This window comes from Chromobacterium sp. CCUG 30098, from assembly GCF_059916605.1.
Genome location: NZ_JAUCGS010000007.1, coordinates 75,344 through 100,831 on the forward strand (window position 1 = coordinate 75,344; position 25,488 = coordinate 100,831).

The following is a 25,488-nucleotide window of genomic DNA, read 5'->3' on the forward strand; positions in this document are numbered from 1 at the left end:
CGTTGCGGTTCTTGATCATGCCGCCCTGGGTCTTGCCGCGCGGCTGAACGCCGCCGGTGCCCGGCTGGCGCGCTTGGGATGTTTCGCGACCTTTGACACGCGCCACCGGCTGGCGGGCGTGATTGCGTTGTCCTTTAGACATATGTGCTTTGCTCTTTCCGTGCGAGCAACCGGCAGAATGTCGATGTTATTCTGCGATGGGCTCGAAATTATCCGCCTCATCGTCGAGGGGGATGTCGTCTGTGGCCGCTGCCGGGCCTTGATCCCTAGGCATCGCCTCGGGCACTACCAGGCTTCCCAGCTCCGCCAACGGCGGCAGATCCTTGAGCGAGACAAAGCCCAGATCGTCCAGGAATTTTCGGGTAGTGGCATACAAGCCCGGCCTGCCGGGTACGTCCTTGTGGCCGATGACTTCGATCCAGCCGCGTTCCAGCAGAGTCTGCATCACGCCGGCGGACACCGATACGCCGCGTATCGCTTCGATATCGCCACGGGTCACAGGTTGTTTGTAGGCGATGATCGCCAAGGTTTCCATTACCGCGCGCGAGTATCGCGGCGGCTTTTCCGGGTTCAAGCGGTTCAAGTATGGCGTGAACTCCGCTCGGGCGCGAAAGCGCCATCCCGACGCCAATTTGACCAGTTCAACGCCCTTGCCCCTCCAGTCGCTCTGGATATCGTCAAGGATGTCGTTGATCAGCGCGGCTTTCACCTCTTCGGTGAACAGCTTTTTGAGCATGGCAACCGACAGAGGTTCCTGCGCGGTCAGTAACGCCGTCTCCAGCACGATCTTCAGATATTTTAGGTCGGTGATGGTGGACATTGAGCCGTGAAGCCGAAACACGTTTGCGCAGGAAACCGGACATTCTACATGAACTCTCCGTCCGGAGCTAAATTAATCCTTCCGCCATGTCGTCCCAGGCCGCCAGCGCGGTCAGGCTGTAACGTCGGAACGCCCGCCCGCCGTGCTCCATCGTTTCCAGCAACTGGCCGCCGCAGGCCTCCACCGTGCGCACCGCCGCCGGCCGGTCCGCCGGACAGACCAGCACCCAGTTGCCGTGCGCCGGCTTCTCGCCCAGCGTCTGCACGTATTGCAGCAGCACCCTGCCGTAGCCGTGGCCGCGCCAGGCCGGCAGCACTTCGAAGGCGATGTGGCCGATGCGCTCCACGATCAGCGCGCTGTCGGCCAAGCGCTGGCGGATCGCGCCTATGATCTCGGTGCGGCCGTTGATCAGGAACCAGGTGCGGCACGGCACCCAGCCCTCGGGCAGCGCCCGCCCTTCGGCGTGTTCCAGCAATTGCCCAAGCCAGGCGTCGGGGTCCGCGCCGGCGCGGCGGTAATAGTCCAGCCCTTCCTCGTGGCAGGCCTGAAAAAAAGGCCGATAGGCTGGCAGATGTTTCTGGTCGGCCGCTTCGATGTGCATGGCATGCTCTCGCAATGGATACCTGTATCCTAATCGCTGCCGCGCCAACATCAAGTGCAAATCGGCGCGCGCCCGCCTCAGACCAGCGCAATCCTGACATAAATGGGCTGGTACGGCGCCTCCTGGCTGACCTTGACCATCCCCTCCTTCACCAGTTCCAGCACCGCGATGAAGTTGACCACCAGATGGGCGACGCCCTTGTCCGCGTCGAACAGCTCTTCGAAAGGCACGTACTCGCGGCCGTCCAGATAGCGCAGAATCCAGCTCATCTGCTCGCGCACCGACAGTTCGTCCTTCTCCACCTTGTGGTGGCGATGGTGGCGCGCGCGCGACAGAATCGCCATCCACGCCTGGCGCAGATCCACCGGGCTGACGTCGGGCAGCCGCTGCTCGGCGGACTGCTCGATCAAGACCGCCAGCCAGGCGAAGTCGCGGTCGGCCTGCGGCAGCTTGTCCAGCTCCAGCCCCGCCAGCTTCATCTGCTCGTATTCCAGCAGGCGGCGCACCAGCTCGGCCCGCGGATCGTCCGGCTCGCCCTCCTCGTCCAGCTGCGGCCTGGGCAGCAGCAAGCGCGACTTGATCTCGATCAGCAGCGCCGCCATCAGCAGGTATTCGGCGGCCAGTTCCAGACGCCCGTCGCGCATCGCGTCGATATAGGCCATGTACTGGACCGTGATGTCCGCCATCGGGATGTTCAGCACGTCCAGATTCTGTTTGCGGATCAGATAAAGCAGCAGGTCCAGCGGGCCTTCGAAGCTGTCCAGAATCACTTGCAACGCGTCCGGCGGGATGAACAAATCCTGCGGCACCTCCAGCACCGGCTGGCCGAACACGTGCGCGATCGGCACGCTGGGCGGCAATTCCGGCGCGGTCAGCTGAAAATCGTCGGCCGAAGATCCGGCCTCGGGAAGGGGGGCGTTGCTCATGGCGGCAAGGATACCAGCACTGGCAGGCTGCGTGGCGGAACTTGTCCGCCGCCGGGCTCGCCGCTCAAACGGCCGCGTCGGCGGGCAGCAGCTCGTCTATCTTGATTTCCACGAATTGATAATGCGCGGTCTGCTGCAATAAGCGCAGCGCGCGCACCCGGCACTCGCCGTCTGCGCCTCGCAGATGAAACGGCCGCATGGCCTGATACAGGCGGCCCGGCAACACCAGGATGCCGGAATGGCGGAAATGGCGCTCGGCCTGCATGCGCAGCGCCGGCTCGAAGCCGCCGGCCGCGTGGCTGGTGACCGCGGCGACTTCGACCGCCTGCGGCCGCTTGCCGATGAACTCTATCCCGCACTCGGTCTGCATGTCCTCGCCGCCGAAGCTGACCCAGCGCACCAGGCCCAGCTGCCAGCCGAAGCCCCGGCGGCGCAGCATCACCACCTCGCCGGCGCGCAAGGGCTGCCGCAAGGATTCGCCCTGCAGCAACAGGCCGGAAGCGCTGAGATTGCTGATCTGCAAGCGGCAGGGCTCCAGTTCGCCGTCGGCCGGCTCGCCGGCGGCCAGCCGCCAGCAGCGCGGCAGCAGGCTGACCAGCTCTACGGTTTCGACGCTGAGCCGGCGCAGCCGGACATGGCGCCGACGCGGCGGCGCGCCCCACTCCTGACGCAGACGCGCCAGCAGCCAGGCTTCGTGGCCGTCGTCCAGGCCCTGTCGCTGGCGCTGACGGCCCAATTCGTCCAGGCGCTCCAGCAAGCGGCCGGCGTCCAGCCGCCACCACACGCCGTCGCCGTCCAGGTCCAGTTCGGCGCAGAAGCGCGCCGGCCGGTCGGCGTCGGCGCGGAAGGCCAGCGCGCCGTCCTCGCCCAGCGGCTGATCCAGCTGCTCCACGCGCAGCAGGCCGGCGTGCTGCTCCAGCCATTGCAGCAGCAGGGCGATCTTGGCCGCCTCCAGCCGGTTGCTGGCGGTCATGCCCAACAACATCAGCCGGCGGTAGCTGAGCCCCGGCGCCGCCGCGCCGCCCTGCGCCTGCCGGCCCTCCCAGCCCTGGGCCAGCGCGTAGGCGTACAGACGGTGGCAATCGCGCCAGAAGCCCTTGTGCAGCGGCGCGTAGCTGCGCGCGTGCAGCGCCAGCAAATCGTAGCCGCTGGCCAGCGCCAGTTGCAGAGCCTCCAGCCGCGGGCGCGAACTGGAAAAACGGCCGGTCTCCTGCGCGCTGAACGTCTGGGCCAGCAGCTTGCACTGCTCATGCCATTGCCGCAGCACATGGCGGGCCGACTGCAAGGCCGCGCGCGCCTCCGGGGTGCAGGACAGATCCTGCCGCGCCGCGCCGCGCTCCAGCCGCGCCGCCAGCGCGGCCAACGGCGCTCTCAACGCCTGCAGCAGTTGCAGGCGTTCCGCCGGCGCCAAGGCCGAACGCCGCCATTGCGCCAGCCACTGGCCGGCCTTGTCCGCGGCGAGGGCGGCCGGCTGCGCCGCCAACGCCTCCAGTTGCGCCTGGACCGCCTTGAGGTCCAGTGCCAGCCAAGGGCCATCCGGCAAGGCGTGAATCAGCGACAGTTCCATCATGACCAGGTCATAGCGAGAGAGAAGCCGCCGATGATACGCCCCGCCATGATTTTTGGCGCGGCATTATTGCCAGCGCAAAAAAAATGCCCCGCGCTCGGCGGGGCATTGCCGCGGAAGCGGCGTCCGGCTTAAGCCGACAGCTCCAGCATCAGCTTGTTGATGCGCTTGACGAAGGCGGCCGGGTCTTCCAGCTTGCCGCCCTCCGCCAGCAGGGCCTGGTCGTACAGCACCTGGGCCAGATCGCCGGCGCGCGCCTCGTCGGCCTCCTCGGCCAGTCGTTTCACCAGCACGTGCTCGGGGTTGATCTCCAGCGTGGGCTTGCTGGCTTCCACCGGCTGGCCCGCCGCTTTCAGCATGCGCTCCAGATGGGCGCTCATATCGTGCTCGCCGGCCACCAGGCAGGCCGGGCTCTCGGTCAGGCGGGCGGTGGCGCGCACTTCCTTGACTCGGTCGGCCAGGGCTTTCTGCACTTTCTCCACCACCGGCTTGGCGCTTTCCTCCACCTGCTTTTGCGCTTCCTTGTCGGCTTCGTCCTCCAGCGCGCCCAGATCCAGCGCGCCCTTGGCCACGGACTGCAGCGCCTTGCCGTCGAATTCGAACAGCGAACCCGCCACCCATTCGTCGACGCGGTCGGTCAGCAGCAGCACCTCGACGCCCTTCTTCTTGAACACTTCCAGATGCGGGCTGTTCTTGGCCGCGGCCAGGGTGTCGGCGGTGATGTAGTAGATCTTGTCCTGGCCTTCCTTCATCCGGCCGACGTAGTCGCCCAGCGTTACCGCCGGTTCGGCGCCTTCGGACGCGGTGGAGACGAAGCGCAGCAGCTTGGCGATGCGCTCCTTATTGGCCATGTCCTCGCCGACGCCCTCTTTCAGCACCTGGCCGAACTCTTGCCAGAACTCGGTGTATTTTTCCGGCTGATTGGCGGCGAGGTCTTCCAGCAGGCCCAGCACTTTCTTGACGCAGCCGTTGCGGATGGCGTCGATGTCCTTGCTTTCCTGCAGGATCTCGCGCGACACGTTCAGCGGCAGGTCGTTGCTGTCTATCACCCCGCGCACGAAGCGCAGGTAGTGCGGCATCAGCTTCTCGGTGTCTTCCATGATGAAGACGCGGCGCACATAGAGTTTGACGCCCTGCTTGCGCTCGCGGTCGAACAGATCGAAGGGCGCGCGCGACGGGATGTAGAGCAGTTCGGTGTATTCCTGGCGGCCCTCGACGCGAGCGTGGCTCCAGGCCAGCGGGTCGGTGAAATCGTGGGCGACGTGTTTGTAGAATTCCTTGTACTGCTCTTCGCTGATCTCGCTCTTGCCGCGGGTCCACAGCGCGGAGGCGGAGTTGACCGCTTCCATTTCGTCGCTGACGATGACTTCGCCGTTTTCGCCGTAGCTATTGCCCTTTTTCATCTCGATCGGGATCGAGATGTGGTCGGAGTACTTGCGGACGATACCTTTGAGCTTCCAGTCGTTCAGCAGCTCGTCCTCGCCCTCTTTCAGGTGCAGCACGATCTCGGTGCCGCGGCCGGCCTTTTCCACCTGTTCCAGCGTGTATTCGCCGGCGCCCTGGGATTCCCAGCGCGTGGCGGCGGCGGCGCCGGCGCGGCGGGTGGTCAGCGTGACCTTGTCCGCCACGATGAAGGCGGAGTAGAAGCCGACGCCGAACTGGCCGATCAGATTGGCGTCCCTTTTGGCGTCGCCGGACAGCTGCTCGAAAAAGGCCTTGGTGCCGGACTTGGCGATGGTGCCGATATTGGCGATGACTTCGTCACGGCTCATGCCGATGCCGTTGTCGGCGATGGTCAGCGTGCGCGCCTCGGCGTCGTAGCCGATGGTGATCTTCAGCTCCGGCTCGTTTTCAAACAGCTCGGGCTTGGCCAGACCTTCGAAGCGCAGCTTGTCGGCGGCGTCCGAGGCGTTGGAAATCAGTTCACGCAGGAAGATTTCCTTGTTGGAGTACAAGGAGTGGATCATCAGCTGCAGCAGCTGCTTGACTTCGGTCTGAAAACCCAGGGTTTCTTTCAATGCGCTCATGGTGACTTAAACAAGAGTTGGTCAACGATGCGCATCAGATAAGGGCTGTCCCGGGGTTTTCAATACCCCTGCCCGCAACCCAGGATCGTAGCCGCGCGAACATGAAAAAGCCCCGCGACGAAATCGCGGGGCGGTTTGGCCTTTGGACCCGCCGGGCGGGCTCAGGCGCGCTTGTCTTCGCGCAGGGCCGGCGGCAGCGCGAACACGGTGTTTTCCTCCACGCCGTCCAGTTCGCTGACGCTGTCCGCGCCGAAAGCCTTGATCTGGTCTATCACCGCCTGCACCAGCACTTCCGGCGCGCTGGCGCCGGCGGTGACGCCGACGCGCCGCTTGCCGACGAACCAGGCTTCCACCAGTTGGCCGGCGTTGTCCACCATATAGGCGTCCACGCCCTTGAGCGCGGCCACTTCGCGCAAGCGGTTGGAGTTGGAGCTGTTGGGCGATCCCACCACCACCACGATGTCGCACTCGTCGGCCAGCACCTTCACCGCGTCCTGCCGGTTTTGCGTGGCGTAGCAGATATCGTCTTTTTTCGGGCTGGAGATCTCGGGGAAGCGCGCTTTCAGCGCGGCGATGATGTCTCGGGTCTCGTCCACCGACAGCGTGGTCTGGCTGACGTAGGACAGCGCCGCCGGGTTGCGCACTTGCAGCTTGGCGACATCGGCGACGTTTTCCACCAGATACATGCCGCCGTCCACCTGGCCCATGGTGCCCTCCACCTCGGGGTGGCCGGCGTGGCCTATCATGACGATCTCCATGCCAGCCTTGTTCATGCGCTTGACTTCGACATGCACTTTGGTGACCAGCGGACAGGTGGCGTCGAACACCTGCAGGCCCAGCAGCGCCGCCTCTTCCCGCACCGACAGCGGCACGCCGTGAGCGGAGTACACCAGGGTGCTGCCGCTGGGCACATCTTTCAATTCTTCGATGAACACCGCGCCCTTGGCGCGCAGGTTCTCCACGACGAAGCGGTTATGCACCACTTCGTGGCGCACGTAGATCGGCGCGCCGTAGAGTTCGATCGCCCGCTCGACGATGGCGATGGCCCGGTCCACCCCGGCGCAGAAGCCGCGCGGGTTGGCCAGCATGATGGTCTTCGTCATCACTCAATCCTTGCTCAAGCCGCAGCGCTCAGGCGCGCGGCTTTCTGAAACTGTCCAGCACCATCAAGGCGGCTCCCACGCAAATGAAGGAGTCAGCCAGATTGAAGGCCGGGTACGACCAGCTGCTGTAGTAATGCACCTGGATGAAATCGATCACATGGCCATGGACGATACGGTCTATCACATTGCCGAGCGCGCCGCCCATGATGAAGGCCGCGGCCAGGTTCATCAGTCCGCTGAAGCGGTTCTTGAAGATATTCCAGCCCAGCCAGCCGGACACCGCGAAAGCCAGACCGGAAAACAGATACTTCTGCCAGCCGCCGGCGTCGTGCAGGAAGCTGAACGCCGCGCCCGGATTGTACAGCAAGGTAAACCCGAAAAAGCCGGGAATGATTTCCCGGACTTCGCCGTACTGGTAATTGCCGTTGAAATAGATCTTGGTCAATTGATCCAGCAGCACGATCACCGCGGCCAGCGCAAACCACTTCGGCCATTGCTTGGCCTTGGGCATAGTCATTGCAGATTCCATCAGACCTTTCCACGACGCGAAGCGGAACTCCGCGCACTCGATATCAAAGCGCCGGAAGCCCGGAACGCTAAGCGTTCCCATGCTTCCGGCCCGGCCGTGCCGCCGCGTCGTCGACGCGGATCAGGCGAAGCGGCGCGTCTCGCCCTTGCCGTCGATATTGTCCACGCAACGGCCGCACACCGCGCCGTGGCCGGCGTGGCTGCCGACGTCGGCGCGGTAGTGCCAGCAGCGCTCGCACTTCTGCTCCGCAGACGACGCCACGCTGACGCGGGTTTGCTCGCCTGGCTTGACGCTGGCTTTAGAGACAATCAGCACGAACTTGAGTTCATCGCCCAAGGCGTTCAGCCACTGCGACAGCTCGCCGTCGGCCTCGATTTCGATCTCCGCCTGCAGCGAGGAGCCCAGCTGATCGGCGCTGCGCAGCGCTTCGATCTGCTTGTTGACCTGGGCGCGCAGCTCGCGGATGGCCTGCCACTTGGCGGACAAGGCCGCTTCGCGCTCGGCGGACTGGGCCGGGAACTCATGCCAGACGTGATACAGCGGCGATTCTTCCTCGCTGTCCACCAGCACGTTCCACGCCTCGTCGGCGGTGAAGCACAGGATGGGCGCCACCAGCAAGAGCAGGCTGCGGGTGATGTGGTACAGCGCGGTCTGAGCGCTGCGGCGCGCGTGGCTGTCCGCCTTGGTGGTGTACAAACGGTCCTTGATCACGTCCAGGTAGAAGGCGCCCAGATCCTCGGAGCAATAACCCACCACCTCCTGCACCACATGGTGGAAGGCGTAGCGCGAGTACAGTTCGCCCGCCGCCTTTTCCTGCACTTCGCGCGCGCGCAGCAGCGCGTACTGGTCCAGTTCCACCATATTGGCCAGCGGCACGGCGTGTTCCAGCGGATCGAAATCCGACAGATTGGACAGCAGGAAGCGGATGGTGTTGCGCAGACGGCGATAGCTTTCCGTCGTGCGCTTCAGGATTTCCTGCGACAGCGACATATCGCCGGAGTAGTCGGCGCTGGCCACCCACAGGCGCAGGATGTCGGCGCCCAGGGTGCCGCAGATCTCTTCCGGCGCAATGCCGTTGCCGCGCGACTTGGACATCTTGTAGCCCTTGTCGTCCACGGTGAAGCCGTGGGTCAGCAACTGCTTGTACGGCGCGCGGCCTATGGTGGCGCAACCGGTTTTCAGCGAGGACTGGAACCAGCCGCGATGCTGGTCGGAACCCTCCAGGTACAGGTCCGCCGGCCAGGCCAGTTCGGCGCGCTGCTTGAGCACGGCGAAATGGGTGGAGCCGGAATCGAACCACACGTCCAGGGTGTCGGACAGCTTGCGGTACTGCTCGGCCTCCTCGCCCAGCAACTCCTTGGCGTCCAGGCTGAACCAGGCTTCGATGCCCTGCTGCTCGATGCGCAACGCCACTTCTTCCAGCAATTGCGCCGTGCGCGGGTGCAGCTCGCCGCTTTCCTTGTGGATGAAGAAGGTCATCGGCACGCCCCAATTGCGCTGGCGCGACACGCACCAGTCAGGGCTGTTCTTGATCATCGCATCCAGGCGCGCGCGGCCCCAGGCCGGGAAGAACTCGGTGGCGTCCACCGCGCGCTGGCTGATGGAGCGCAGAGTCTCGCCGCCGTGGCCGGCCTTGTCCATGCCGATGAACCACTGCGGCGTGGCGCGGAAAATGATGGGGGTCTTGTGGCGCCAGCAATGCGGGTAGCTGTGCTCCAGCTTGGCCTTGTGCACCAGCGCGCCGTGCTCTTCCAGCGTTTCGATGATGCGCGGATTGGCGTCCCAGACCAGCAGGCCGGCGAACAGCTCGGTGCCCGTCTTGTAACGGCCGTTGTCCGCCACCGGGTTGGCCACCGGCAGCTTGTAATGCAGGCCGGCCTGGAAGTCTTCCAGACCGTGGGCCGGCGCGGTGTGCACCAGGCCGGTGCCGGCGTCGGTGGTCACGTGATCGCCCAGGATCACCGGCACTTGGCGCGCGTAGAACGGGTGTTGCAGCTGCAAGAGCTCCAGCGCCCGGCCCTTGGCCTCGCCCAACACCTGGCAGCTCTCGACGCCGTAGCGCTTCAGCGCCGCCTCGGCCAGCTCCTTGGCCAGGATCAGCTTGCCCTTGGGCGTATCCAGCAATTGATAAACCAGTTCGGCGCCGGCGGCGACCGCCTGGTTGGCGGGCAAGGTCCACGGCGTGGTGGTCCAGATCACCGCCATCGCGCCGGAAGCGTCGGCGCCGAAGGCTTCGCCCGCCTTGTCCGCGTCCACCACCTTGAAGCCGACGTCGATCGCCGGCGACAGCTTGTCCTCATACTCGACTTCGGCCTCGGCCAGCGAGGAGCCGCACTCGATGCACCAGTGCACCGGCTTCTCGCCCTTGGTCAGATAGCCGTTCTCGAAGATCTTGCCGAGGGTGCGCACGATGTCGGCCTCGGTCTTGAAATCCATGGTCAGATAGGGATTGTCCCAATCGCCCAGCACGCCCAGGCGGATGAAGCCCTTCTTCTGGCGCGCCACTTGCTCTTTCGCATATTCGCGGCACAGCTCGCGGAATTTGGCGGCGGGAATGTCCTTGCCGTGCAGCTTCTCCACCATCAGCTCGATGGGCAGGCCGTGACAGTCCCAGCCCGGCACATAGGGCGCGTCGAAACCGGCCAGCGTCTTGGAGCGGACGATGATGTCCTTCAGCACCTTGTTGACCGCGTGGCCCAGGTGGATGTCGTTGTTGGCGTACGGAGGGCCGTCGTGCAGGATGAACTTGGGACGGCCGGCGGAGAGCTTGCGCAGCTTCTCGTAGCGCTTCTCCTCCTGCCAGCGCTTGACCCAGGCCGGTTCGCGTTTGGCCAGATCCCCGCGCATGGCGAAGGGGGTATCCAGCAGGTTTACGGTTTTTCGATAATCGATGCTCATGCCTGCTCTCGCTGCAAACTTGTCAAATAGGTCTTGGCGCTGGCCGCGTCTTTTTCGATCTGAGCGATCAGCGCCGATAAATCATCATACCGCGCCTCATCGCGCAGTTTCTTCAGGAATCGCACCGTCAGCCGCTGGCCGTAGAGATCGCCGGCGAAATCGAACAGATGCACTTCCAATTTGTAGTCCGGGGTATCGCTGACCGTCGGGTTCAAACCCAGACTGGCCACGCCGCCCAGCACGCCGGCGTCGGTCTCCGCCTGCACCACGAACACGCCCTGCAAGGCCGGACGCAAATGCGGCAGATGGATGTTGGCCGTGGGGAAACCTATGGTGCGGCCCAGTTTCTTGCCGTGCACCACACGGCCGGAAATCTGGTACTCGCGCCCCAGCAGGCTTTCCGCGCCGCTCAAGTCGCCGGCGGCCAGCCGCTCGCGCACCAGGCTGCTGGACGCTCGCTCGCCCATGGCCAGCACCGTCGGCATCGCCTCGGTGACGAAATGGGGACAGGAGCTCAACATTTCGAAGTGGCCCTGCCGCTTGGCGCCGAACTGGAAGTCGTCGCCGATCAGCAAATACTTGGTCTGCAGGCCCTGCACCAGGACTTTGTCGATGAAGTCCTGCGCCGACATGCCGGCGAAACCGTGGTTGAAGCGATAGACGAACACATAGTCGACCAGGCCCAGCCGCTGCAAGAAAGCCAGTTTGTCGCGCAGCGTGGACAGGCGGCCGGGCGGCTTGTCGCGCGCGAAGAACTCCCGCGGATGGGGTTCAAAGGTCAACAGAGCCGTCGGCAAGCCGCGCGCGTCGGCTTCCAGCCGCAGGCGCTGCAGCATTTTCTGATGGCCAAGGTGCACGCCGTCGAAATTGCCGATGGTCAAGGCGCAGGCTGGCAGCTGATAACGCCGCGGATCTCCAAAAAATACCTGCATGTGCTGGTCTTATTGCGTCCTGAAAACCTTCGATTGTATCTGCCAGCCACGGATAGCGTCCAGACATGAAACGCAATTGGGGCGGCGACGGCGAAAGGAGCCCGCCCTCCGCCGTCCAATGCAAAAAGCCCCGCAAGATTGCGGGGCTTTTTGAACAGAGCGACTAATCGAGATTACTTCTTCTCAACCAGGGACTCTTTAACCGCGTCGATGGTCAGCTCAACGCGACGATCAGACTCGATGCATTCCTTGATAGCCAGGTTCTGCTTGGAACCTTTCTTCTGGTATTTCGGGAATTTGGCCTTGCACTCGGCGGTCATCTTGGCTTCAGCGGAGCCGCGACCTACGGAGGTCACTTTTTCAGCCGGAACGCCAGCAGCGATGAAGTAGCCTTTAACAGCGTCGGCGCGCTCTTGCGACAGACGGTTGTTGTAAGCGGCGGAACCCATGAAGTCGGTGTAGCCAGCAACTTCAACGGACTTCAGGTAGCCTTTGCCGGCGTTGGCTTTCAGCTTTTCAACCAGCGGGTCCAGTTCGTTCTTGGCGTCGGCGCGCAGCTTGGCCTTGTCGAAGTCGAACAGCACTTTAGCGGACAGGGTGACTTTTTCTTTTTCGGAAACCAGCACCGGCTTCGGAGCTTCGGCTACCGGCTTGGCAGCTTCGCGGTCGCCACATTCAACCAGGCCGTCCTTGGCCTTGTCGAAGAAGTTGGTTCTCCAGCACTCGCCGTAGTTGTTGCGAGTCACGGATTCGGTGGACTGGTCAACGGCATAGCCAGGTTTAGCAGCAAAAGCGCTAGCGGAAACCAACAGAGCAGCAACCAGGGCGCTCAGTTTCAGCTGTTTAGTCATGTTATTCCCTCTTTAATCTATAAAATGGGTAGCAATGCGGGCTGACGCAAAGACCACACGAACAATTTTACTGCAAACAACAGGGTGATCTGCAAACTGTGTTTATGCAGTTAACCCGCACTATAGAAACGCTGCAATCCCATGTCAACTTGAGGCGCCACAGATTGCGAGCAATCCGTTGCAAAAAAACGTCAAAAAAAGCGTTTTTTTTCAGCCTCTGTCTCGCATAAGCCACACATTACACCGATGTGACGCGCCTACGAAACAGTGGCAGCGGGTTCAGCACGGTAGCCTGATAGTTTTCGCTAAAAGTATTGAAACCATCCAGCGAAGATTCCAGTGTCTTGCCGTCCTTGATGGCAAATGCATCAAAACCAACTTGCGCCATGGAATGCAGCAAGTCTTGCCAGACATCCCCGATCGCCCGCAGTTCCCCGCGATAGCCGTAGCGCTCGCGCAGCAAGCGCGCATGACTGTAGCCGCGCCCGTCGGTGAAGGCCGGAAAATCGACGGCGATCAGCTCCAGCTCTGGCAAATCGGCCAGTAGCCGCGCCGGATCGTCCTCCGGTCCCAGCCAGACGCCCACCCGCGCCGCATGGCTGCGCCAGAACGCGCGTCGTTCCAGCCAATCGGACAGCGGCACGATCACATTGCCGCCCGCGGCGGTTTCCGGCAACTGGCCGTTTTCATCCTGGCGCAGCAGATTCCAATCGTCGGGCCGGACTTGTCCCTGTTTAATGATGTTTGGCATACACCCGCTCCTTGAAGGGTTCGATGCCGATGCGGCGCACGGTTTCGATGAAGCGCTCGCCCGGACCGCGTTGCTCCAGATAGACGCTCATGATGGTGGTGAAAGCCTTGGGCACGTCGGCCTGGGCGAACGAGGGCCCGATCACCTTGCCTATGCTCGTGGCGCTGCCCTGGCTGCCGCCCAGCGTGATCTGGTACCACTCCTCCCCGTTCTTGTCGACGCCGAGTATGCCGATATTGCCGATGTGATGGTGGCCGCAGGCATTCATGCAACCGGAGAAATTGCAGTCGATGTCGCCGAGGTCGTAGAGATAGTCCATGTCCTCGAAGGTTTGCTGGATGGCCTCGGCCACCGGAATCGAGCGCGCGTTGGCCAGCGAGCAGAAGTCGCCGCCCGGACAGCAGATGATGTCGGTGAGCAGGCCGATATTGGGAGTGGCGAAGCCGTGCTGGCGCGCCAGCTGCCACAAGGCGTGCAAATCCTTTTCCGGCACGTCCGGCAACACCAGGTTCTGTTCATGGGCGACGCGCAGTTCGCCGAATCCGAAGCGCTCGGACAATTCCGCCGCCGCGTCCATCTGTTCCGCGCTGATGTCGCCGGGCGGCACGCCGGCGCGTTTCAGCGACAGCACAACCGAACGATAACCCGGCCGCTTGTGAGCGCGGGTATTGCGCTCCGCCCACCGGGCGAAGCCCTTGTCTTCCTCCAGCCAGGTCCGCAGCTCGGGCGGATTGGCCGGCAGCGTCTGATACGGCGGATCGGTGAAAAAGCTGGCGTAGTGCGCGACGTCCTCGTCGCGCAGCGTGGCCGGACCGCCCTTGATATGCAGCCATTCGTCCTCCACCTTGGCGGCAAAGCCCTCCACCGTCATCGCCTTGACCAGGATCTTGATGCGCGCCTTGTATTTGTTGTCGCGGCGGCCGAAGCGGTTATAGACCCGCAGCACCGCGTCCAGATAGGTCAGCAGATGCGGGGTGGGCAGAAAATCCTTGACCACGTCGCCGACGATGGGCGTGCGCCCCAGTCCGCCGCCCACCATCACGCGGAAACCGACTTCGCCGGCCTCGTTGCGCACCACGTGCAGGCCGATGTCGTGCACGCGGGTGGCCGCGCGGTCTTCCACGCTGCCGGACACCGCGATCTTGAATTTGCGCGGCAGGAAGGTGAACTCGGGGTGCAGCGTGCTCCACTGACGGATGATCTCGCACCAGGGGCGCGGGTCCAGCAGCTCGTCGCCGGCCACGCCGGCGAAGGCGTCCGTGGTGGTGTTGCGCACGCAGTTGCCGGAAGTCTGGATCGCGTGCATTTCCACCGTGGACAGCTCTTCCAGGATATCCGGCACCCGCGCCAGCTCCGGCCAGTTGAACTGGATGTTCTGGCGGGTGGTGAAATGGCCGTAGCCCTTGTCGTAGCGGCGGGCGATGTCGGCCAGCTTGCGCAGCTGGCCGCTGCGCAGGTGGCCGTAGGGAATGGCGACGCGCAACATGGGCGCGTGGCGCTGCACGTACAGGCCGTTCATCAGCCGCAGCGGGCGAAACTCGTCCTCGCTCAGTTCGCCGGCCAGATAGCGCCGGGTCTGATCTCGAAACTGAACCACGCGCTCGCGCACGATGCGGTGATCGACTTCATCATATTGATACATGGTGCTCTTTCAGGCGGCGCTATGCCGGGCGTTTCAACGGACTGGCCTTGACATGCAGGCCGCATTCCTTGGAATCGGGGTTTTCCCACCACCAGCGTCCGGCGCGGACGTCCTCGCCCACCGAAATGGCCCGGGTACAGGGCGCGCAGCCGATAGAGGGGTAATGGCGGTCGTGCAGGGCGTTGTAGGGCACTTCGTGCGCGCGCAGATAGTCCCAGACCTCGCCCTCGCTCCAGTCCAGCAGCGGGCTGAACTTTTGCAGGCCGTTGTCGGCGTCGTATTCGCTGACCTGCAGATCCTGGCGCGTCGGCGACTGTTCGCGCCGCAGCCCGGTGATCCAGGCGGACCGCCCGGCCAGCGCGCGCCTTAGCGGCTCCAGCTTGCGCAGCTGGCAACAGGACTTGCGCGCGTCCACGCTGCGGTAAAAGCCGTTGATGCCGTGGAGGGCCACATACTGCTCCACCGCGGCGGACTGCGGGAAATACACGGCGACGGGGTGGCTGGGATAACGCTCTTCCACCCGCTGCATCAGGTCGTAGGTTTCCGCCGGCAGGCGGCCGGTGTCCAGGCTGAAGGCCGCGATGCCCAGGCCCAGGCGGGCGATCAGATCGGTCAGCACCATGTCCTCGGCGCCATAGCTGTTGGCCAGCACGGCGTCCGGATGCTCGGCCGCGATCGTCCTGAGGCAGGCGACGGTGGCGTCCAGTTTTGCTTCCAGGCTCATCAAAGGCTCCAGGCAGGAAATTTCATGACAATCCTACCCAAGCCGCTTATAAACCGAAAAGAATATTGTGTTAGTATTTAATTACTACAGGTTTTATAGAGGATGGCGTCGCATGAAGCTGCAACAACTGCGTTACTTGGTCGAGGTGGCCAAGCAAGGGCTGAACGTCTCGGAGGCCGCGGAAAAGCTGCACACCTCGCAACCGGGCATTTCCAAGCAAATCCGGCTGCTGGAGGACGAGCTGGGCATCCAGGTTTTCATCCGCAACGGCAAGCGGGTGGTCTCGGTGTCCGAGCCGGGCAAGGAGGTGCTGCGCATTTCCGAGCGCATTCTGCGCGAAGCGCAGAATCTGAAACGGGTGGGCGACGAATTCTCCAAGGAGGCGGAAGGCGCGCTGACCATCGCCACCACGCACACTCAGGCGCGCTACGCGCTGCCGCCGGCCATCGCCGAGTTCGTTCGACGTTATCCCAAGGTGAGGCTGTCGATCAAGCAGGGCAGCCCCACCCAGATCTGCGAAATGGTGGTGTCCGGCGAAGCCGACCTCGCCATCGCCACCGAAGGCATCGCCTTGTATAAGGAATTGGCGATGCTGCCCTGCTATGAATGGAACCGCTCCATCGTGGTGCCGGAAGGGCACGAGCTGACCAAGCTGGATCGCCCGCTGACGCTGGCGGACATCGCACGCTACCCCATCGTCACCTACGACTTCGCCTTCGCCGGCCGCTCCAAGATCAACAAGGCCTTCGCCGATCAGGGCCTGGCGCCCAATGTGGTGCTGACCGCGATAGACACCGACGTGATCAAGACCTATGTCAGCCTGGGGCTGGGCATCGGCATCATCGCCAGCATGGCCTACGAGCCGGAGCGCGATATCAATCTGCAGCTGCTGGACGCCGGCCATCTGTTCGAGCCGTCCACCACCAAGATCGGTATCCGCAAGGACGCCTATCTGCGCGGCTTCGCCTACACCTTCATCGAACTGTTCGCGCCCCATCTGCACCGGCGCGAAGTCGAAGCCGCGCTGCTGGCGCGCGACCCGGACAGCGAGGATTGAGCCGCTTCCGGCCAGACAAAACAAAACGCCCCGATATCGGGGCGTTTTCGCGTACAGGGGCGCCGGATCAGAGCGTCAGGCCGCCTGTCACCTCAATGGCCGCGCCGTTGATGTAGCTGGCCTCGTCGGACGCCAGGAAGGCGTAGACGTTGGCGATCTCTGTCGGGTCGGCCATGCGCCGCATCGGCACCTTGTCTTCCATCGCCTGGATCACTTTTTCCGGCATCGATTGCAGGATGGGAGTGGCGACAAAGCCCGGACACACCGCATTGGCGCGGATGCCCTTCTTGCCCAGCTCCTTGGCCCAGGTCTTGACGAAGCCGATGACGCCGAACTTGGACGCCGCGTAGTTGGTCTGGCCGAAGTTGCCGTAGACGCCCACCACCGAGGACGCGTTCAGGATCACGCCGCCGCCCTGCTCCACCATGGTGTCGATCACCGCGCGGGCACAGTTGTAAACGCCTTTCAGATTGATGTCGATCACCTTGTCGAACTGGTCTTCGGTCATTTTCATCAACTGGGCGTCCATGACGATGCCGGCGTTGTTGACCAGCACGTCGATGCGGCCGCGGCGGTTTTTCAGGTCGGCGACCATGTCGGCGATCTGGCCCTTATTGGTCACGTCCACCTTATAGCCTATGGCTTCGCCGCCGGCCTGCTGCAACTCCTCGACCACCGCGTTGACCGCGTCCAGATTGAGGTCGCAAACGGCGACGACTGCGCCTTCTTTGACGAATTTCTCGGCGGTCGCCTTGCCGATGCCGCTGGCGGCCCCGGTGATGATGGAGACTTTACCTTTCAAGCGCATGGATTTTCCTTACTGACTTTGTAGATGACAGGCAATCCGCCCGGAGGCCGGACTTACAACTCCACCATCGACCACCTATGGCCAAACACCTGTTTTTATTGGTTATTTTCTAAAGCAAAAAAGAAAAGCGGGAGTTTGTGCGCTGCAGCCATTGCAGCGCACAAGACGCACTGCAATATAGCGCACTGACTCCCGCCGGTAAAGCAACTGCTCTACAGGTCAGTTACCGCGTGTAACCGACCAAGAGCCGAGGCTTACTCCAGGCCCTTGCTGGCCAGATAGTCTTCGTAGTTGCCGGTGTAGTAGTCGTAACCGCCCTTGCCGTCCAGTTCCAGCACGTGCGTCGCCAGCGAGCTGACGAACTGACGATCGTGGGAAACGAAGACCAGGGTGCCCTTGTACTTCTCCAGCGCCATGTTCAGGGACTCGATCGATTCCATATCCATATGGTTGGTCGGTTCGTCCATGATCATCACATTGGGCTTTTGCAGAATCAGCTTGCCGTACAGCATGCGTCCCTTCTCGCCGCCGGACAGCACGCGCACCGGCTTGCCCACTTCGTCGCCGCCGAACAACAGACGGCCCAGCGTGCCGCGGATCACCTGCTCGTCGTCGCCTTCCTGGCCCCATTCGCGCATCCATTCGGTCAGCGTCATATCGCTGTCGAAATCGGCTTCATGGTCCTGGGCGAAATAGCCGACCTGGGCTTTTTCCGCCCATTTGATCGAACCGCGGTCGGCGCTCAGACCTTCGGCGAACGGCGCGTTGAAGGCGCCGGCCAACAGCTTGACCAGCGAGGTCTTGCCCGCGCCGTTGGGGCCGATGACGGCCAGACGGGCGCCGGCTTCCAGGATCAGACTCAGATCCTTGAACAGCACCTTGGCGTCGTAAGCCTTGTTCAGGTGATCCACCTCCACCGCCTGACGGTGCAGCTTGAACTTGTCGTCCATTTCAAAACGGATGAACGGGTTCTGACGGCTGGACGGCTTCACTTCCACCATTTCGGACTTCAGCTTGTCCACCTGCTTCAGTCGGCTGGTCGCCTGGCGCGCCTTGGATTTGTTGGCGGAGAAGCGGGCCACGAACTCCTGCAGTTCCTGGATGCGTTCCTTGGCCTTGCTGTTGGACGACAGCTGACGCTCTCTTGCCTGAGCCGACGCGATCATATAGTCGTCGTAGTTGCCCGGGTAGATGCGGATGGTGTTGTAGTCCAAGTCCGCCATATGGGTGCACACCGAGTTCAGGAAGTGACGGTCGTGCGAAATGATGATCATGGTGGCGTTGCGCTCGTTGAGCACGTGTTCCAGCCAGCGGATGGTGTTGATGTCCAGGTTGTTGGTCGGTTCGTCCAGCAACAGGATGTCCGGATTGGAGAACAGGGCTTGCGCCAGCAAGACGCGCAGCTTCCAGCCCGGCGCCACTTCGCTCATCGGGCCGGCGTGCTGTTCCACCGGAATGCCCACGCCCATCAGCAGCTCGCCCGCGCGCGCCTCGGCGGTGTAGCCGTCGTATTCGGCGAACTTGGCTTCCAGTTCGGCCGCGTGCATATAGTCGTCTTCGCTGGCCTCCGGGTTGGCGTAGATGGCGTCGCGTTCGCTCATCGCAGCCCACATCTCGGTGTGGCCCATCATCACCACGTCGATGACGCGCTGATCTTCATAGGCGAACTGATCCTGACGCAGCTTACCCAGGCGCAGACCGTTCTCGATGGCCACCTCGCCGCTGGTCTGCTCCAGGTCGCCACCCAGAATCTTCATAAAAGTGGATTTGCCGGAACCGTTGGCGCCGATCAGGCCGTAACGGTTGCCTTCGCCAAATTTGACGGAAACCTTTTCGAACAAAGGTTTGACGCCAAACTGCATGGTAATGTTGCTTGTGGTAATCACGCTTAGGGATCCTTCAGCCAAATAGCCGTAAGTATCGGAAAAACGTGGGATTCTAGCACAGTGCCGGCGTTTTCCCGAGCCGTCCGTCACGGAAACGCCGCCTACCTTTTGCCAGCATCTGGAATTCCGCTACAATCGTAAGCCTTGTTTTCTATTCCCTGAGATAGGCTGAACTATGCTTACCGGCAGCTTGGTCGCCCTGGTCACCCCGATGTCCGCAGACGGCTCGGTGGACTACGAGGCACTGCGACGACTCGTCGATTTCCATATTGAGAATGGCACCGACGGCATTGTCGCGGTTGGCACCACGGGCGAATCCGCCACATTGAACGTGACCGAGCATATCGCCGTGGTCAAGGCGGTTGTCGAATACGCTGAAGGCCGCGTCAAAGTCGTCGCCGGCGCCGGCGGCAACTCCACGGCCGAAGCGATCGAGCTGAGCCACCTGTCCCAGGAGGTTGGCGCCGATTACGTGCTGTCCGTCGTGCCTTATTACAACAAGCCCACTCAGGAAGGTCTGTACCAGCATTTCAAAGCGATCGCCGACGCCAGCAAGCTGCCGGTCATTCTTTATAATGTGCCCGGCCGCACCGTTGCCGACATGAGCAACGACACCGCGCTGCGCCTGGCCGCCCACCCCAACATCGTCGGCCTGAAAGACGCCACCGGCGACATCGGCCGCGCCTGCGATCTGGTCATGCGCGTTCCGGACGGCTTCACCCTTTATTCCGGCGATGACGCCACCGGCATGGCCTTCATGCTGTGCGGCGGCCACGGCGTGATCTCGGTCACCGCCAACATCGCCCCCAAATCCATGAGCGAGCTGTGCAAAGCCGCCACCAGCGGCAACGCCAAGCTGGCTCGCGAGATCAACGACAAGCTGCAAGGCCTGCACAAGCAGCTGTTTATCGAACCCAACCCGATTCCGGCCAAGTGGGCGCTGACGCGGATGAACCGGATTCCCTCCGGCATCCGCCTGCCGCTGACTCCGCTCTCCCCCGACGCGCAAGCGGCCGTGGAAGCGGCGATGAAACAAGCCGACGTCCTTTAACCCTTCCCCTGCCGAAACGATGGGAGACCGCATGAAACGAACCGCGCCCGCCGCGATTCTGCTGGCAACTGGCATTATCGCCGGTTGCAGCTCGCAACAGCCGCTGACCAAAAAGCTGGACTACCAGTCCGACAAGCCCAAAACCGTCAACACTCTGGAAGTGCCGCCGGATCTGACCGCGCCGCAAGTCCAGAACAAATACACCATCCCAGGCGCTGCCAGCGCCGCCGCCCAGGGCGCCAAGACCGACGCGCCGGCGCAACAACCGGCGGCCGGCAGCTCGGTCGCGCTGAACCAGCTGGACAACGTCAAGATGGAACGCGCCGGCACCCAGCGCTGGCTGGTTGTATCCGGCAAGAGCCCGGAACAGCTGTGGCCCGCGCTGAAAGCCTTCTGGCAGGACAACGGCTTCGTGATCAAGAGCGAAGACCCGGCCGTGGGCGTGATGGAAACGGATTGGGCGGAAAACCGCGCCAAACTGCCCAACGACGGTCTGCGCAAGCTGCTGGAAACCGTCGGCCTCGGCAGCGTCTACTCCACCGGCGAGCGCGACAAGTTCCGCATTCGTCTGGAAAAGACCGCCAACGGCACGGAAGTTTACTTCTCCCACCGCGGCATGGAAGAAGTCTATGCCGACACCACCAAGACCAATACCATCTGGCAGCCGCGCGCCACCGACCCGGGCCTGGAAGCCGAGTTGCTGGGCCGCTTCATGATGAATCTGGGCATGGCGGAAGATAAAGCCCGCGAACAGGTCAAGCAGACGCTGAGCGCGCCGGCCAAGCCGCAAACCCCCATCGTCGACGGCCAGTTGCTGCTCAGCGACGAGTTCGACCGCGCTTGGCGCCGCGTCGGCCTGGCGCTGGACCGCGTCGGCCTGGTGGTCAGCGACCGCGACCGTTCCCAGGGCGTTTACTTCGTCAAACCGGCCAAGAGCGAAACTGACAAGAACGAGTCCGGCGGCTTCTGGTCCGGCCTCGCCTTCTGGAAGAGCGACGACGGCAAATCCGCCAAACCCACGGAGCAGGAATACCGCGTGCAGATCAAGGAAACCGCGCCCGGCTCCAGCACGGTGTCCATCCAGGACAAACAAGGCAAGCCGCTGTCGGACGCCTTCAGCAAGGCCGCGCTGTCCAAGCTGCAAACCGAGCTGCAATAAAACGCGAAATCAACGCGTCCCAAAAGATAAAGCCCGCTGTCGCGGGCTTTTCTTTGCGCCTTGTTTTCCCAATGGCCGGTCAATGAATCCGGCCATCCGTTATCAGGCGAAATGTAACGCTTTGTAGCGAACAGACAATTGTGTTGTTTTCATGTTGCAACACCCCTTGTTCCATTTGCTACAGATACAAAAAAACCGGCCATAGCCGGTTTTTTTGTCGCAGGCCAAGAATTACTTGGCAGCGGAAGCCTCAGCAGCCGGAGCGGAAGCAGCAGCCGGAGCGGAAGCTTCAGCAGCCGGAGCGGATGCCGGAGCGGCAGCCGGAGCGGATGCTTCAACAGCAGGAGCGGAAGCTTCAGCCGGAGCTTCAGCTTTCTTACCGCAAGCGGACAGGGCTACAGCCAGCAGGGCAGCAACGAGGAGCGACTGTTTCATTTTTTCATTACCTTTGAGGATAAGTTGAACAAGACGTCAGTTATCGCACGGTCTTCGAAATAAGCCGGGCGACTGAAAATCCATCAGTGCGCAAATTGTATCACGAAAAAAAAGGCTGTATAGGGGGCAAAATTCCAAAAAAACACCTTTGCCCATAATCCTCTTCCGCAAAGCAGCATAGCCACAAAAACGGGCGTTTACCCCTGTCGTTGAGGCCAGAATTTGTCGATCTCACTTGCGCATCCGAACAATTTCTGTGGTTATTTTGCTACATTCGTCGCCAAATGCCAATAGCCTGCCAGGTATCCCTCGTACAAACATTCCTGCATGCCAGGCCCAAGCGCCGCGCCGGCAATGCTCCTGGCATTGGCGAAGGCGCGCCAAGCGGCGAAATCCTCTTCCGCGGCCTCCAGTTTCTCGCCGTTGCAATAGAAACTATCGCCACAGAACAGGATCTGGCTCTTGCGGTCCAGTTCCAGTCCGCGCAATGTCGCTTCGCTCTCGAATTCGGCCTCATCCAACTCCTCTTCCGGCGCGTCGTAAAATACATGCGCCTTGGGTTCGGTCAGATAGTGGCCCAGGAAGTCCCCCACCGCGGCCTTGTCCCAACGGATCTGCTCCAGCAGACGGCTGACCTGCTCCACCATCTCGTCGCCGATCCGCGCCGGGTCCTGCTGCAGCTTGAGCCCGGGATCGGCGTACACGCCTTCCGCGCAGATGCGGTCCTGCAGATGCACCAGGAATTGCGTCGCCAGTTCCTGCGCCGGCGGCGCGCGGAAGCCGATCGAATAAGTCATGCCCGGGTCCAGCGCCACGCCGTGATGCGCGCACTTGGGCGGCAGATAGAGCATGTCGCCGTGCTCCAGCACGAACTCCTGCTCGCAACGGAAGTCCTTCAGCACCCGGATCGGCGCGTCTTCGATGAAGTCGTCGTCGTGCTGGGTGGAGATCTGCCAGCGCTTGCGCCCGCCCACTTGCAAGAGGAACACGTCATAGGCGTCGAAATGCGGCCCCACGGTGCCGCCCGGCGGCGCGTAGCTGATCATCAGATCGTCCAGCCGCGCATAGGGAATGAAATTGAAACGCCACAGCAGCTCGTCGATATGCGGCAGATGCTGGTTAACGCCCTGCACCAGCAAGGTCCAGTCCGTCTCCGGCAGCCGGCGGAAACGCGCCGGGCGGAACGGACCGCGCTCCAGGCTCCAGCGGCCGTTGCGGCATTCAATCAGACGCGACTCCGCGTCTTCGCGGGTCGCCAGTTGCGACAGCACCGAAAAATCCGCCAGCGGCCCCACCTCGGTCAGGGCGCCGCGGATCAGCAAAGGCTTCTTGTGCCAGTACTCGGCGAGGAACTGTTCGGGCGACATCCCGCCCAGCAAAGTTGTTGTGTTCATGGCAGTTTCACGGGCTGAAACGCCCGGCAATGGTTTACAATATGGGATGCGCGCAATTGGCGGCGCATCTGAAAATCGTTTTCGATGGCCGGCTTGCGCCGCCATCCGCTTTATTTACCTTCCTTCACGGATCCGCACTCATGCAAATCTCCAAAAACACCGTCGTGACCCTCCACTACGAGATGTTCGACGCTGACAACAACCTCCTCGACAAGACCGAAGAGCCGATCAGCTATCTGCACGGTGGCTACGACGGCATCTTCCCGCTGGTGGAAGAAGCTTTGGAAGGCAAGGCCGTTGGCGACGCCATCGACGTCAAGATGACGCCGGACGACGCTTTCGGCGACCCGGAAGAAGAACTGATCCGCTTGGAAGACCTGGACGTGTTCCCGGCTGACGTCGAAGTCGGCATGATGTTCGAAGCCGACGATCCGGAAACCGGCGACGTGCTGCTGTTCCGCGTCACCGACATCGCCGACGGCAAGGCCGTGGTCGACGCCAACCACCCGCTGGCCGGCCAGAGCATCCGCTTCACCGCCAAGGTAGTGGAAATCCGCGCCGCCAGCGCCGATGAAGTCAGCCATGGTCACGCCCACGGCGAGCACGGCCACCACCATTGATCAGGCATCCGGCCCTGCCGGCACCGGCGTCATTGTAATGCTTTTGCCGGCGCGCCGGCCTGATTTCGACAAAGGCGGCCCATTGGGCCGCCTTTGTCATGCCTGAGCGCGAACGCTCCGGCGCTATCCCAAGCGCGCGCGCCGCCAGCGCCAACAACCTGCGGCCAGCACCAGCGCGCACACCGCCAGCCTCAGGCCGTACTCCTCATGGCTGCCCGGCTTGTACAACAGCCACAGCAGCTGCAGCGCCAAGGCCGGCAGCATCAGCGACTGCAGCCGCGCGCTCAAGCCCGCCGGCCATCCCCGAGGCCAGGCCCAGCGGCAAGCGGCGCTCATGGACGCCCATCCCAGCAAGGCGCCCACCGTCACATCCAGCGGCCAGTGCACGCCTATCGCCAAGCGCGACAGCATCACCAAGGCCACGGCCGCCGTCAGCAAGGCTCCGCGGCGCAAGACGCCTGAATAATAAAGAAAGCTCGCCAGCGTGGCGGATGCCATCGCATGGCCGGAGGGGAAAGAGCCGTTGCCGGGCAAATCATCCAGCAATTGCACCGAGCCCGGCGGCAGCGCCAACGGCGGTCGCGGCACGGCGAAGCCCGCCTTGAGCGCGATGGCCAGAAACACGCCGACGCCGCAGCCCGCCAACAAGGCCGGCAGCTTGTCCGGCCGCCGCCAGCTCAAGGCCAGCAGCAGGGCCAGCACCGTGGGCCAGTCGCCCAGCACGCTCAACAGACGCCAGAACGCGCCGGGCGCGACGCGGCCGGCTTCATGCAAAATCAGGAATAAATCGCGATTGAAGACCGGAGACGCCGCCAGCGGAATCGCCAGCGGCAATAACAACAACGCCGGCCACAGCCGGCGCAAACAGGACAACTTAAACCACATCAGTCAGCTTTCATCGTTGCAAGGGTGATTCGATCCAGACCCGCCAGATCGACAATGGTTTCCACTTGCAGCAAACCCGCGTCGGCGAAAAGCCCGCGCACCGCCGCGCCCTGGTCGTAGCCGTGCTCGACGATCAAGCCGCCGCCCGGCGCCAGCCGTCGCGGCGCGTCGGCGGCGATGGCGCGCAGACAGTCCAGCCCATCGGCCTCGTCGGTCAGCGCCATCCGCGGCTCGAAGCGCACATCCCCCTGCCCCAGGTGTTCGTCGTTACGCTGTATATACGGCGGATTGGACACGATGAGATCGAAGACCGCGTTCTCGGGCAAGGCTTGATACCAGCTGCCCTGATAAAAATCGACGCGCGCGCCCAGGCGTTCCGCGTTGCCGCGCGCGATGGCCAGCGCCTCCGGCGACAGATCAACGGCGCAGACCCGCCATGCCGGCGCCTCCAGCGCCAGCGTCGCGGCGATGGCGCCGCTGCCGGTGCCCAGGTCGACGACGCGGGCGGCGCGGTCGCCAAACCGCTGCAAGGCCGCCTCGATCAAGTGCTCGGTTTCCGGCCGGGGGATCAATACCTGCGGGCCCACGGTGAAATCGCGGCCGTAGAATTCTCGCCGGCCGATCAGATAGGCCACCGGCTCGCCGGCGGCGCGCCGGGCGGCCAGCGCGCGGAAACACGCCTCCTGTTCCGCGCTCAGCGTCTGTTCCGGGTAGGCCGCGATGCGGGCGTGAGTCAGCTCCGGCGCCGCCTGCTGCAACAACATGCGGGCTTCCAGGCGGGGCAAGGGGTATAGGCGCAGCGCCTCGGCTATCGTCAGCATG

22 protein-coding genes are annotated in these 25,488 nt (G+C 63.0%); 4 read left to right on the forward strand and 18 right to left on the reverse strand.

Annotation, left to right across the window (positions count from 1 at the left end; translation table 11 throughout):
* Positions 1-187: 187 nt before the first annotated feature.
* From scpB to QUG03_RS16255, 13 genes are all read right to left on the reverse strand, one after another.
* Entirely contained in the window at positions 188-820 is a 633-nt protein-coding gene (gene scpB / locus QUG03_RS16195; protein ID WP_500820402.1) for an SMC-Scp complex subunit ScpB, read from the reverse strand.
* Between the two features lie 67 nt (positions 821-887).
* Entirely contained in the window at positions 888-1,421 is a 534-nt protein-coding gene (locus QUG03_RS16200) for a GNAT family N-acetyltransferase (protein WP_107798527.1), read from the reverse strand.
* Positions 1,422-1,498: 77 nt separating this feature from the next.
* Positions 1,499-2,347, reverse strand: coding sequence for a segregation and condensation protein A (locus tag QUG03_RS16205; protein ID WP_474454212.1), 849 nt, complete (start codon positions 2,345-2,347; stop codon positions 1,499-1,501).
* Between the two features lie 64 nt (positions 2,348-2,411).
* Positions 2,412-3,917: a cyclic-di-GMP receptor FimW-related protein gene (locus tag QUG03_RS16210; protein ID WP_107798525.1), complete on the reverse strand. Its 1,506-nt coding sequence runs from the start codon at positions 3,915-3,917 to the stop codon at positions 2,412-2,414.
* A gap of 128 nt (positions 3,918-4,045) precedes the next feature.
* Positions 4,046-5,941 (reverse strand): molecular chaperone HtpG, encoded by a 1,896-nt coding sequence (gene htpG / locus QUG03_RS16215; protein ID WP_500820403.1) that lies wholly within the window; start codon positions 5,939-5,941, stop codon positions 4,046-4,048.
* A 161-nt stretch (positions 5,942-6,102) separates the two neighbouring features.
* The gene (gene ispH, locus QUG03_RS16220) at positions 6,103-7,044 is read right to left on the reverse strand and encodes a 4-hydroxy-3-methylbut-2-enyl diphosphate reductase (protein WP_107798523.1); all 942 of its coding nucleotides are present in this window, start codon (positions 7,042-7,044) and stop codon (positions 6,103-6,105) included.
* A 28-nt stretch (positions 7,045-7,072) separates the two neighbouring features.
* Entirely contained in the window at positions 7,073-7,561 is a 489-nt protein-coding gene (gene lspA, locus QUG03_RS16225) for a signal peptidase II (RefSeq protein ID WP_048412579.1), read from the reverse strand.
* A gap of 132 nt (positions 7,562-7,693) precedes the next feature.
* Positions 7,694-10,471, reverse strand: a complete 2,778-nt coding sequence (ileS, locus tag QUG03_RS16230; protein WP_107798521.1) for an isoleucine--tRNA ligase — start codon at positions 10,469-10,471, stop codon at positions 7,694-7,696.
* Positions 10,468-11,403 (reverse strand): bifunctional riboflavin kinase/FAD synthetase, encoded by a 936-nt coding sequence (locus QUG03_RS16235; protein ID WP_107798520.1) that lies wholly within the window; start codon positions 11,401-11,403, stop codon positions 10,468-10,470. The genes ileS and QUG03_RS16235 overlap by 4 nt, the downstream gene beginning before the upstream one ends.
* Positions 11,404-11,576: 173 nt before the next feature.
* Positions 11,577-12,254 (reverse strand): OmpA family protein, encoded by a 678-nt coding sequence (locus QUG03_RS16240; protein ID WP_107798519.1) that lies wholly within the window; start codon positions 12,252-12,254, stop codon positions 11,577-11,579.
* Between the two features lie 238 nt (positions 12,255-12,492).
* Positions 12,493-13,005, reverse strand: a complete 513-nt coding sequence (locus QUG03_RS16245) for a DUF934 domain-containing protein (protein ID WP_227104416.1) — start codon at positions 13,003-13,005, stop codon at positions 12,493-12,495.
* Positions 12,989-14,647 carry a nitrite/sulfite reductase gene (locus tag QUG03_RS16250; protein WP_227104418.1) on the reverse strand — a complete coding sequence of 553 codons (1,659 nt, stop codon included), beginning with the start codon at positions 14,645-14,647 and terminating at the stop codon, positions 12,989-12,991. The genes QUG03_RS16245 and QUG03_RS16250 overlap by 17 nt, the downstream gene beginning before the upstream one ends.
* Positions 14,648-14,666: 19 nt before the next feature.
* On the reverse strand, positions 14,667-15,371 hold the full coding sequence (locus tag QUG03_RS16255; RefSeq protein WP_107798516.1) for a phosphoadenylyl-sulfate reductase: 705 nt from the start codon (positions 15,369-15,371) through the stop codon (positions 14,667-14,669).
* Between the two features lie 112 nt (positions 15,372-15,483).
* Here QUG03_RS16255 and cysB point away from each other — a divergent pair, with 112 nt between their 5' ends.
* Positions 15,484-16,428 (forward strand): HTH-type transcriptional regulator CysB, encoded by a 945-nt coding sequence (gene cysB, locus QUG03_RS16260; RefSeq protein WP_107798515.1) that lies wholly within the window; start codon positions 15,484-15,486, stop codon positions 16,426-16,428.
* Between the two features lie 67 nt (positions 16,429-16,495).
* Here cysB and fabG read toward each other — a convergent pair whose 3' ends face one another.
* A complete protein-coding gene (fabG, locus tag QUG03_RS16265; RefSeq protein ID WP_043638508.1) occupies positions 16,496-17,236 on the reverse strand; it encodes a 3-oxoacyl-ACP reductase FabG in 741 nt (246 codons plus the stop codon).
* A 254-nt stretch (positions 17,237-17,490) separates the two neighbouring features.
* Entirely contained in the window at positions 17,491-19,122 is a 1,632-nt protein-coding gene (locus QUG03_RS16270; protein WP_107798514.1) for an ABC-F family ATPase, read from the reverse strand.
* Positions 19,123-19,297: 175 nt separating this feature from the next.
* On the opposite strand from QUG03_RS16270, the gene dapA reads away from it, so the two are divergent.
* The gene (gene dapA / locus QUG03_RS16275) at positions 19,298-20,173 is read left to right on the forward strand and encodes a 4-hydroxy-tetrahydrodipicolinate synthase (protein ID WP_107798513.1); all 876 of its coding nucleotides are present in this window, start codon (positions 19,298-19,300) and stop codon (positions 20,171-20,173) included.
* A 31-nt stretch (positions 20,174-20,204) separates the two neighbouring features.
* Positions 20,205-21,332, forward strand: coding sequence for an NlpB/DapX family lipoprotein (gene bamC, locus QUG03_RS16280; protein ID WP_107798512.1), 1,128 nt, complete (start codon positions 20,205-20,207; stop codon positions 21,330-21,332).
* Between the two features lie 695 nt (positions 21,333-22,027).
* Here the strand turns inward: bamC and QUG03_RS16285 are convergent.
* Positions 22,028-23,161: a ribosomal protein uL16 3-hydroxylase gene (locus tag QUG03_RS16285; protein WP_107798511.1), complete on the reverse strand. Its 1,134-nt coding sequence runs from the start codon at positions 23,159-23,161 to the stop codon at positions 22,028-22,030.
* Positions 23,162-23,301: 140 nt separating this feature from the next.
* On the opposite strand from QUG03_RS16285, the gene QUG03_RS16290 reads away from it, so the two are divergent.
* Positions 23,302-23,781: an FKBP-type peptidyl-prolyl cis-trans isomerase gene (locus QUG03_RS16290; RefSeq protein WP_107798510.1), complete on the forward strand. Its 480-nt coding sequence runs from the start codon at positions 23,302-23,304 to the stop codon at positions 23,779-23,781.
* A gap of 123 nt (positions 23,782-23,904) precedes the next feature.
* Here QUG03_RS16290 and QUG03_RS16295 read toward each other — a convergent pair whose 3' ends face one another.
* On the reverse strand, positions 23,905-24,666 hold the full coding sequence (locus QUG03_RS16295; protein WP_474454219.1) for a phosphatase PAP2 family protein: 762 nt from the start codon (positions 24,664-24,666) through the stop codon (positions 23,905-23,907).
* The gene (gene prmC / locus QUG03_RS16300; RefSeq protein WP_500820469.1) at positions 24,666-25,484 is read right to left on the reverse strand and encodes a peptide chain release factor N(5)-glutamine methyltransferase; all 819 of its coding nucleotides are present in this window, start codon (positions 25,482-25,484) and stop codon (positions 24,666-24,668) included. Before prmC ends, QUG03_RS16295 begins: the two co-directional genes overlap by 1 nt.
* Between the last annotated feature and the right edge of the window lie 4 nt (positions 25,485-25,488).

Bases quoted from the DNA above. Each gene is read 5' to 3' on its own strand.
- QUG03_RS16250 (WP_227104418.1), bottom strand. From the start codon at position 14,647: ATGTATCAATATGATGAAGTCGATCACCGCATCGTGCGCGAGCGCGTG.
- bamC (WP_107798512.1), top strand. From the start codon at position 20,205: ATGAAACGAACCGCGCCCGCCGCGATTCTGCTGGCAACTGGCATTATC.
- QUG03_RS16235 (WP_107798520.1), bottom strand. From the start codon at position 11,403: ATGCAGGTATTTTTTGGAGATCCGCGGCGTTATCAGCTGCCAGCCTGC.
- QUG03_RS16245 (WP_227104416.1), bottom strand. From the start codon at position 13,005: ATGCCAAACATCATTAAACAGGGACAAGTCCGGCCCGACGATTGGAAT.
- lspA (WP_048412579.1), bottom strand. From the start codon at position 7,561: ATGACTATGCCCAAGGCCAAGCAATGGCCGAAGTGGTTTGCGCTGGCC.
- QUG03_RS16285 (WP_107798511.1), bottom strand. From the start codon at position 23,161: ATGAACACAACAACTTTGCTGGGCGGGATGTCGCCCGAACAGTTCCTC.
- QUG03_RS16295 (WP_474454219.1), bottom strand. From the start codon at position 24,666: ATGTGGTTTAAGTTGTCCTGTTTGCGCCGGCTGTGGCCGGCGTTGTTG.
- QUG03_RS16240 (WP_107798519.1), bottom strand. From the start codon at position 12,254: ATGACTAAACAGCTGAAACTGAGCGCCCTGGTTGCTGCTCTGTTGGTT.
- QUG03_RS16255 (WP_107798516.1), bottom strand. From the start codon at position 15,371: ATGAGCCTGGAAGCAAAACTGGACGCCACCGTCGCCTGCCTCAGGACG.
- QUG03_RS16200 (WP_107798527.1), bottom strand. From the start codon at position 1,421: ATGCACATCGAAGCGGCCGACCAGAAACATCTGCCAGCCTATCGGCCT.
- ileS (WP_107798521.1), bottom strand. From the start codon at position 10,471: ATGAGCATCGATTATCGAAAAACCGTAAACCTGCTGGATACCCCCTTC.
- dapA (WP_107798513.1), top strand. From the start codon at position 19,298: ATGCTTACCGGCAGCTTGGTCGCCCTGGTCACCCCGATGTCCGCAGAC.
- htpG (WP_500820403.1), bottom strand. From the start codon at position 5,941: ATGAGCGCATTGAAAGAAACCCTGGGTTTTCAGACCGAAGTCAAGCAG.
- cysB (WP_107798515.1), top strand. From the start codon at position 15,484: ATGAAGCTGCAACAACTGCGTTACTTGGTCGAGGTGGCCAAGCAAGGG.
- QUG03_RS16290 (WP_107798510.1), top strand. From the start codon at position 23,302: ATGCAAATCTCCAAAAACACCGTCGTGACCCTCCACTACGAGATGTTC.
- scpB (WP_500820402.1), bottom strand. From the start codon at position 820: ATGTCCACCATCACCGACCTAAAATATCTGAAGATCGTGCTGGAGACG.
- QUG03_RS16205 (WP_474454212.1), bottom strand. From the start codon at position 2,347: ATGAGCAACGCCCCCCTTCCCGAGGCCGGATCTTCGGCCGACGATTTT.
- ispH (WP_107798523.1), bottom strand. From the start codon at position 7,044: ATGACGAAGACCATCATGCTGGCCAACCCGCGCGGCTTCTGCGCCGGG.
- QUG03_RS16210 (WP_107798525.1), bottom strand. From the start codon at position 3,917: ATGATGGAACTGTCGCTGATTCACGCCTTGCCGGATGGCCCTTGGCTG.
- fabG (WP_043638508.1), bottom strand. From the start codon at position 17,236: ATGCGCTTGAAAGGTAAAGTCTCCATCATCACCGGGGCCGCCAGCGGC.